At 65.7% G+C, this 8405-nt stretch carries 6 protein-coding genes; 4 read left to right on the forward strand and 2 right to left on the reverse strand.

The window, feature by feature from the left end:
• From EB084_14340 to EB084_14355, 4 genes are all read left to right on the forward strand, one after another.
• Nucleotides 1–498: hypothetical protein (locus tag EB084_14340; GenBank protein ID NDD29436.1), on the forward strand; the 498-nt coding region annotated here is incomplete at its 5' end.
• Nucleotides 499–635: 137 nt separating this feature from the next.
• On the forward strand, nucleotides 636–3731 hold the full coding sequence (locus EB084_14345; protein NDD29437.1) for a hypothetical protein: 3096 nt from the start codon (nucleotides 636–638) through the stop codon (nucleotides 3729–3731).
• A 268-nt stretch (nucleotides 3732–3999) separates the two neighbouring features.
• Nucleotides 4000–4290, forward strand: coding sequence for a hypothetical protein (locus EB084_14350; GenBank protein NDD29438.1), 291 nt, complete (start codon nucleotides 4000–4002; stop codon nucleotides 4288–4290).
• The gene (locus tag EB084_14355; GenBank protein ID NDD29439.1) at nucleotides 4287–4661 is read left to right on the forward strand and encodes a hypothetical protein; all 375 of its coding nucleotides are present in this window, start codon (nucleotides 4287–4289) and stop codon (nucleotides 4659–4661) included. The genes EB084_14350 and EB084_14355 overlap by 4 nt, the downstream gene beginning before the upstream one ends.
• 510 nt (nucleotides 4662–5171) lie before the next feature.
• Here EB084_14355 and EB084_14360 read toward each other — a convergent pair.
• Entirely contained in the window at nucleotides 5172–5993 is an 822-nt protein-coding gene (locus tag EB084_14360) for an alpha/beta fold hydrolase (GenBank protein ID NDD29440.1), read from the reverse strand.
• An 805-nt stretch (nucleotides 5994–6798) separates the two neighbouring features.
• Nucleotides 6799–8328: a DUF692 domain-containing protein gene (locus EB084_14365; GenBank protein NDD29441.1), complete on the reverse strand. Its 1530-nt coding sequence runs from the start codon at nucleotides 8326–8328 to the stop codon at nucleotides 6799–6801.
• Nucleotides 8329–8405 lie beyond the last annotated feature (77 nt).

An 8405-nucleotide genomic window follows, 5' to 3' on the forward strand; every position in this document is an offset into this window, starting at 1 on the left:
GTTCCAGACGCCACCCTCGAACCTCAAACAGAGAAGGAGACCATTCCTCGAATGAGCACCCTGCACGAAACCCTCGACCGTCTTGCTTCAAAGATCATCCACGGCCAGATCGAGCCGGTCCGCCCCTCGCAGGGCGCTGACGTGGTCATTCTGGAGAAGGCCCCTGTACTTCCCCCAGGCGGGTTCTACCCCGATCCGCGCTTCGTCGAGACGCCGCACGTGAATGCGCTGAGCTGGCTGTTCCACGCCCTCAGTCGCGCCTTCTGCCGACTCGACGGCTATGGCTACTGGAAGGAAGAGCTCTTCGGCAGCCTCGCAAACGCAGCCGAGCGTCATCAGGCCGCCCATCCGCGTTGCAGCGCCATCGAGCTGCTGCTCGTGGTGCTCGAGCGGGCGCGCGCGCTCGCGCGGCAGTTCGAAGGCGCGGGAACCATCCCCACCCTGCCCGTCACAATGAACAACCGCATCCTCGACGATCTGCGCGGCAATGAACCTTAGCGTCCATGTCCTTGACACAGGCGGTGAGAAAGGCGAGACAGCCCGCGCGGCGGCGGGCGCTGATAGAGCGGTGAAGGCGGCTTAGCCGCCCCTCCGACGGCACCCCGAGCAATGCCCCGACAAGAAAGGAGAACCTCGTGTCTTTCAGCAACGCGCCCGGAACAGGGAAGGCCACCCGCACCATCGCCCAGCTCGCCCGCCATCTGGGGGTTCCGGTCGCGATGGTGGCAAAACACGCGGAGACGTTGTTCAAGCTGACCAAGAAAGAGGCCCGCGATCCGGACTACAATCTGACGCCACATCGGTGCCTGGTGATACGACAGACGCTGCAGAACGAGGGATTGCTGCCCAAGGCTGCGCCGCGGGCCGAGGCCCCGCCTCCGTCAGACGTGGTCGCGCCGGACGAGCCATCTTCTCCAGAGGCCGTTCAGACCACGCCAGACCCCCGATTCAGCGCGGAGCTGATGCAGTTCGGCGACCTCCCCCATCCGCTGCACATCCACGAGAATGTGCTCGAGCGGGCGAGCGAGACCAACGCGCTGAGCCGACGGGTGCGACTCGTGCTCGAGCATCTGGCCGCGCAAGGCCGCACCACCGTGGTGAAGGGCTGCCAGGGCAATGGAAACCAGGGATGGCGCAGGTCGCCCCTGGGCGGCAACAACGGGAACCAGTACTACCTGTGGTGGGCCCCGAAGGGCAGCCGCCACGCCCAGTCTCTCTCCCTGGGAGAGAGCGACATCGTCGTACGCGCCATTCGACACCACGATGATCACGCGCCGCTGGAGGGCGGTGACCCTTCAGACTACATCGCGTTCACCGCCGAGTCGTCGAGAGACACCTCGATGTTCGAGTCGCCGTGGACCGCGGAGCAGCTTGCATTCATCGATTCAGACAGCCCCGTGCGCGTCGTGGTGGGGCGGCCCGGCTCCGGGAAGACGACGGTTCTCTGGCACGCCATCGAGACCCGCGGTCACCAGCGGGTTCTGTACATCACCTGGTCGCGTGACCTCGTGCAGAGCGCCGTCGAGCACTTCGCCGCCTTCGCGCCCATCGATGCGCGCATCGACGCCATCGACTACACCATGTTCCTGGGAGAGGTGAGAGGCGACGACGTACCCCGTCGAACGCTGACCGATAGCCACGAAGCGTTCGTGCGCGTCGCCGAGCATCTGAGCGCCAAGACCCTGGGCCCCTGGGCTGGACGGCTGGTCGAGCTTCACGCCGAGATCCGCGCCCGCCTCCTCGGACGCGCCCTGGCGCACACCCCCAGCTGCGTGGAGCAGGGCGGCGTGCTCCGGCTCTCTGACGACATCTACCTCTCAGAGCGAGGGACGCCCCTCAGTGCCGGTGGCATCGGCGCTGAAGCAGCGCAGGCGGTGATCGCAACCGTCCACGCGCTGAAAGAGCTCACCACACTTGGCACGCTCTTTCCCGAGCTCGCGGCGGCGCTACAGGCGCTCACCATCGTGCGCGACAAACCCCTCGCCTCTGCCTTGCACGACATCGACCGCATCGTCATCGACGAGGTACAAGACCTCACCCTCATCGAGACCGATGTCATCGTCGAGCTGTGCCGCGCCCTGGCGCGTCAGCGGGGGACCTCGCCGTGGCTGCTGGTGGCGGGAGATGAGGGGCAGACCGTGCGCCCCTCCGGCTTCGACTGGGCCGCGCTGAACCGGCTGCTGTCACAGCGCGTATACACCCTGCGATGCCCTCGGCGCATCGCGGCGGTCCTCGAACGTGCCTCAGAGAGATACAGAACCGTTGCCCGTGCCATCCGTCCCACCAAACAGGGCGCCAACGAAGGGGGGCAGCACGTCGACGGCCGCCTGCTGCACGTCGAGAGCCATGATCGTGCCGAGGTTCTCGACATGCTCGGACAGCTCGAGGACATCGACGGCGCCGTGATCATCACCCCCAGCCACGAGCCGCCTTCATGGCTGCCCGAAGATCTCAAAGACTCCGTGCTCACCCCCGCCGACGCGAAAGGCCTCGAGTACCAGACCGTGTGCGTTCTCGATCCGGGCCGCGCCCTCACCGCCCTCCAGAGCAGCACGAAAGATTCGTCCCTCGACGAGCACGCACGGCGCACCCTCATCGACCAGCTGAGAGTGGCGCTCAGCCGCGCCACCGAAACCCTCGCCTTCATCGATGTCGAGGCCAGCGAAGGGGCTCTCCATGCGAGTCGCAACCTGCTCCAAGACTGCATCCCCCTTGAGCCGACCGACCTCCCCGACATGCTGAAGACCGAGGAGATGCTCCCCGAGGAACGCGTCATGGCGCGCACACAGGAAGCGCGCGCGCTCCTCGACGCCCGTCCCAAGCGCGCATGGACGCGGGCGCTGCAGGCCGTTCGCATGCTCGGCGACGCAACGCTCCCCAACGGGGTGAAGGCACCCGAGGTGCGTCTCGAGGCGCATGAAACCCTGTTCACCCTGGGGGCTCGCCTGCTTGTCGACGGACCGCCGCACGGCCTCGACCGCTCACAGATCAGCCGCATCGTCAACGAAATCCTTCCCACGATGGCGCTGCCAAAGCTTCAGAACGCCTTCACCGAGCTGCACAAGTTCACCAGCATCGCCACGGCCCTCCCCATCGACCTGCTGATCGCCACCCATGAGCTCGGGGAGACGGCAGACTGGTTCCGACGCGCACTCGCCGGCGCGGCCCAGCGCCTGAGGCACGGCCTCGACACGGCCGCGAGCAAACCCGCGAACGCCGCATCGTTCACAGAGAACGTCGAGGCCTGGGTCAGCCTCACCGGCTACCTCGGCGACGCCCCCCAAGAGGCCCGTCGGCTGCGCTGCCTGGCCGTCGAGACCCTGCTGAAGGCCAACAACCTCTCGGCCGCGGAGACCGTGCACACCCACATCGCGCCAACCGAACCGGCACTCACCGGCCAGCTGCGGGAAGCCCAGGGGCGACACGTTGAGGCTGCGGAGGCCTACCAGAAGGCCGACAAACCCGACGACGCCCGTCGCAACTGGCGCCTGGCGGGACGTTGGGAGAAGGCGATCGCGCTTGCCGACGCCACGAGCGACGAGGGCGCCGATCTCACGTGGCTGCAGGCCTTCGAGCGGTTGCTGAAGCAGCGGCCCGCGGGCCATGCCGAGCGCCTCACGGCCGCCGAGAAGAAGCGCCTGCAAGATCTGGTCGATAGCGGGCTTTGCAGACGAGGAAAGGGGTGTGGGAGAGAGCTGAGAGGCTGGCCCCCGAAGAGCGAGAGACCATGAAGAACCTTCCCCAGAAAAAACAATAAATCGCGCGCTGCCCTATACAAAAAGAGAAATTGTCGTGATAGATGATCAGCGAGAACAAGTGACGCAGCTCTCCGTGGTGAGGAAACACCGGCACCCCGCAGATCTCTTTGCGGCGAGCACTGACATCTGCGGTCAGGAAAGCGCGCACGGGTCGCTTCGAGAGCCCAGGTCGTTACAACCGCAGCATCTCTCTTCGTCGCGCCGTTTGATCTTTCATCACGTACGAGAGGAAGCCTGCCCCATGATGAGTCGGTGGGAGAGCCTGAAGTACTGGTTCCTCAGCAGCCAAGCGGGGGCATATCTCATGCCCCGAGAGGTGACCCTCGACATGCTCACAGAGCAGATGTACGAGTGCCGTCGGCTTCTGGCCATTCACGAGAGCACGCAGAACGTCGAGCCCGTGCAGCTCGAGAACTGGCGCACGCGGCTCGAACAGGCCGAGTGGGAGCAGGTGCGACGCCTCGAGCGCAACGGTCGCGCAGACGATCCGTTCGTTCTCTGGAAGAAGGGAATCGGTAAAAAGCCGCGATGAACAGAAAGCTCATGTCTGAGGGCTTCGAGAACTTCCTCGATCGTCATTGGCTGTCGCACAGGCTCAAGTGCATCGTTCTTCACGTGATCTACGAAAACAAATTCTTGTACGACCTGCTGCTTCCGGATCCACCGACACTCGACGACTTCACATCGGAGATCAGAAAGTTGCGAAGGTTGATCGACCAGAGGCGCCATGTTCCGGAGTTGGCAGACAAGATTCGAGAATGGGACAACGAGCTGAACATATTCGAGTGGGAGCACGTACGCCGTCTCGAGCGCGCGGGATTTCCGAATCACCCCTTCATCATCGAGAAGAAGCGACGCAGCCTGCCGCCAGAGCGATGGCACGAGCTCGAGGCCCCTCGCTAGGCAACGCCTCGGGCGGGTCTTATTGTGCACCGTGCAGGATTCTTGCAGACAGCGCCGCGCCTGTTCAGGTGTAAGTGCGCAATCGAGCCCCAGGGTCACCGACTTCGATGTGCTGCACATGAGCGACGAGGTCGCCGAAGGTCTGCGCATGCGTCTGCCTCTGACCGAGCTGCGACGTCGTCTGCCTTCGTTCATCGACCTGCAGCGCGCCCTCGAGACGAGCAAGGCGCAATGCGAAGCCGCACCCGACGCCACGCTCTGAGCGTTGTGATCGTCGACGAGACCGTGTTCAGAGCTGGCGCAACGGCACAGGGCCACTGAACGAACGAGATTCCAGCACCCTCACCGGCGCGCAGAAGCGGTGCAGCCTGCCGCCGGAGCGATGGCACGCGCTCGAGGCTCCCGCGGAAGAATCGGCGTTACGATCGGGCAGTGCCCCTGAGATCGCGTCTCTCGTCAAGATTTTTGACCGGGGCGCTTGACGGACCAGAAATTCTGGTCCGTTTCGATTCAGGCACGGTGCGTGTGGCCAGGTGTCTCGTGCAGAAACGGAGTGGCCGCGGCAAGAAATTCGTGGGGCATCTCCACGAAGGCCTGGTGGCCACAGGCCAGCGTGACAACGGTTGCATGCGGCAGGGCCCGAGCAGCGCGTCGCCCGTCGATGAGCCAGGGCAGGACCCGGTCATGGGTGCCCCAGATGAGCAACGTGGGCGCGGTCATCGCATCGATATCGCGACGCGCGTCGTGAAGAAGATCGGTGAAGCTGCGCCACATGCTGGCGTAGGCACGCACGCGCGCGGGCACGCGAGAAGCCTCGACCGCACGCGCCCGCACCGCCTCGACCGCCTCTGACGAGTGCCGCAGGTAAAGGCGCGGCAGCAGGCGCATCACCGTGGGCGCCACCCGTTCGCTTCCGAAGAGCCGGCATACCCCGATCGAAAAGGGCGAGCGGGGCGTGAATCCCCCTGGATTCACGAGCACAAGGCGCCTCACCAGGTCTGGCCGTTCCACCGCGGTCCGGATCGCCGCAAATCCCCCCACTGAGTTCCCGACCAGCGCAAAAGGCCCGGGCCCAAGCGATTCGAGCACCCGTGGGAGCAGCGCCGCGAATCCGCATGCCGTGGGAGACTCGGTCGCGGGGCTGTCCCCGTGTCCTGGCCAGTCGAGGGCATAGACGGTCGATGAACGGCTGAGCGCTGCGACGACGGCGTCGAAGTCTCGATGATCGCCCCCATTGGCGTGCAGCAGGACGACACCCGGACCCTCCCCAGACACGTGTACCGCTACCCCTTCGATGTGTCGCACCTGAGTGCCGTCGCGAGATGATTTCATGGATAGACGATCATGTCGCCAACGGTGGGTACCTTCTCCTTCCTGCGAGTCGCCCTCGATGCCCTCCGGACGCCGTGCTGAGCGGACGCTGTGCGCATTTGACACCAGGCGGAGCGGGGCTGACGCGGAGCGGGGGTGCACTGCTCATCTCACACTGAAATTCCCATCGCTCGTCAGGTTGGATCCCTTGTTTGCCTAGAGAACCCCAGTTCGCTTTCATCCCGCGTGGCAGAGCGGTTCTTATCGGTCGATGCGCAGGCAGCGCAGGTCCAGCTGATTTGGCAGGCCGGCATGATGCTGTCTCAGCCGCAGTCTCGCATCTGTTTACATGGAAGCAGCCGTTACCGCCCCCCGCTGTGTCTCGCCTGTCATGGGCACAACGGGCACAGCAGGCACCTACCAGACTGAGTACTGCCACAGATGTGGCACGTAACCGCAATTACTCGCCACATCTGTGACAGTACTCGTAGCCGAGCCTGCGCACGTGCCACATGTGTGGCAGTACTCGAAATCAAGCGCGCCCCTCAGAGTCGGGGCGCCTGCCTGAGAGCAGGCTCGCGGCATCGTCACCCGTACCGACAAGCGAAACGCGCCGCGGAAGAGGCGTCGGATCGGAGGCCGCGTAGCGGGACGCCTGCACTCAACGAGATGATGGAAGACGACTCGATGGGCGACTGATTCGTAGAGGCGCTCGGCCGGAATGCGGCAAAGCCGCACCAGGCCTAGAGCCAAACCGGGGATTCTTCAGCGCAGATGGGATCAAGCGCGAGTTGCACCCCGCCACCCGACCCGCACACCGCCCTTGTCAGCGCCGCCACGTGCGTATGGCGGCCTGGGGGCCCAGGCCCTTGAACATCCAGAGCGTCTCGTCGCCATTGACGCGTCGAGCGAGGAAAGGCCCCCAGCGCGGTCGTGGGCGCGTTGCGAGATTGACGAAGCGCGCCTCGAGTCGGAGAAGGGCGGCTACGGCAGCTGAAGACAGCTCGGGCACCTCCTGGGCGCGACGCGCGATGGCCCACGCGTCTGCGAAGGCGTTGTACTGCGAAAAGCGCGGACGTTCGCTGAGCACCTCCTCGGCCATCGCGACCCCATCGCTGACCAGCCTCCCCAGCGTGCCCAGCAGCGGCAGCGCCTCCTCAAGCCGCTTGCGCCGCAGCACGTCGCGGGTGCGCTGAAGGGCGACGAGATCGAGGTCGGCGAGGCGATGGGGCTCGAACTCAGGCGCGGTGAGAACCCGCGCTAGCGCGTCCTGGCGCACGGCGAGCGACGCGCGCATCGCTTCCTTCGAGGGCACACGCGGCAGGGCGCGCCCCGAAGCCGTCTCCCCACGCGCGGCATCGCGCTGACCCGACTCCTCCGCAGCGCCCCCCGAAGCCGTCTCCCCCGCCATGATCGCGCGCAGCTGTGTGAGCTCACATCCCAGATCGGAGAGCGCGTCGAGTCCTCCGTCACGCTCGAACAGCAGGGGAACCTCGCCGATGCGCGCGCGCAGATGCCGGAGAAGATCGAAGACCGCCGCAGGGATGGAATGCGCGTGGGTGTCGTAGTAGAAGCCGTCGCGCACGATGCCCCCCGCCACGTGGGCCATGCGCACGCGATCGAGGGGATAGGCGTCGAGCACGGCACGAGGGTCGAGCCCCGCGTTGACCGCGTTGGCATAGAGGTTCGACACATCGAGGAGCAGATCGCACCCAGACGCCTTCACCACACAGGTGATGAACTCCGCCTCGGTGAGAACGTCTTCCGGCCAGGCAAAGGTGCGCGCCACGTTCTCGAGCAGCAGGGGCACATCGAGCATCGCCTGCAGCTGGCGGGCCTGGCTGGCCACTGCGAGAACCGCTTCCTCTGTATGGGGAAGCGGGGTCAGATGGCCGATCTCACAGCCGCCCGCGCGGGTGAAGCAGATGTGCTCGGAGACCACCGCCGCGCCCAGACGGCGCGCCAGATGGGCCAGCCGGCGCATGCGCGGAAGGTCCGGACCGGATGCGCTCCCGAGCGACTGCTTCACCCCGTGGAGGGCAAGCGGCCAGGTGCGCCCCAATGCCGCCACCTCGTCGAGGGCTGGCGAGTGCTGGCACCCTTCCGCCACGACCTCGAGGAAATCGGCGCGCAGCGATCCGTGCAGCAGCGCGGTGGCCAGCTGCGCGCGAAAGCCGATTCCCACCCCGCGGCACGTTGCGTCGCGCACCGAACCCTCCTCTCTGCCCCGAACCCCGCAGCCCTCAGATTCGCGCGCACCAAGAGCTGGCCCTGTCACGCGCCACGCCAGCCCCCCTCCACCGCGCGTGGCCACCCTGCAAATCTGGCCCGCACACGCGTCCAACCCGTAGGCAATCCGTACTGAATGCGCTGCGCACTCCGATGATACCGATACGTAACAGCTCTCCGCCGGCCATCAAGCCCACAGCCCCC

The sequence above is a fragment of the Pseudomonadota bacterium genome, from assembly GCA_010028905.1.
Classification (GTDB): Bacteria; Vulcanimicrobiota; Xenobia; order RGZZ01; family RGZZ01; genus RGZZ01.

What these genes read in the sequence shown, in the direction of transcription:
- EB084_14355 (NDD29439.1), top strand. Translation starts at nt 4,287, where the DNA reads ATGAACAGAAAGCTCATGTCTGAGGGCTTCGAGAACTTCCTCGATCGT.
- EB084_14360 (NDD29440.1), bottom strand. Translation starts at nt 5,993, where the DNA reads ATGAAATCATCTCGCGACGGCACTCAGGTGCGACACATCGAAGGGGTA.
- EB084_14350 (NDD29438.1), top strand. Translation starts at nt 4,000, where the DNA reads ATGATGAGTCGGTGGGAGAGCCTGAAGTACTGGTTCCTCAGCAGCCAA.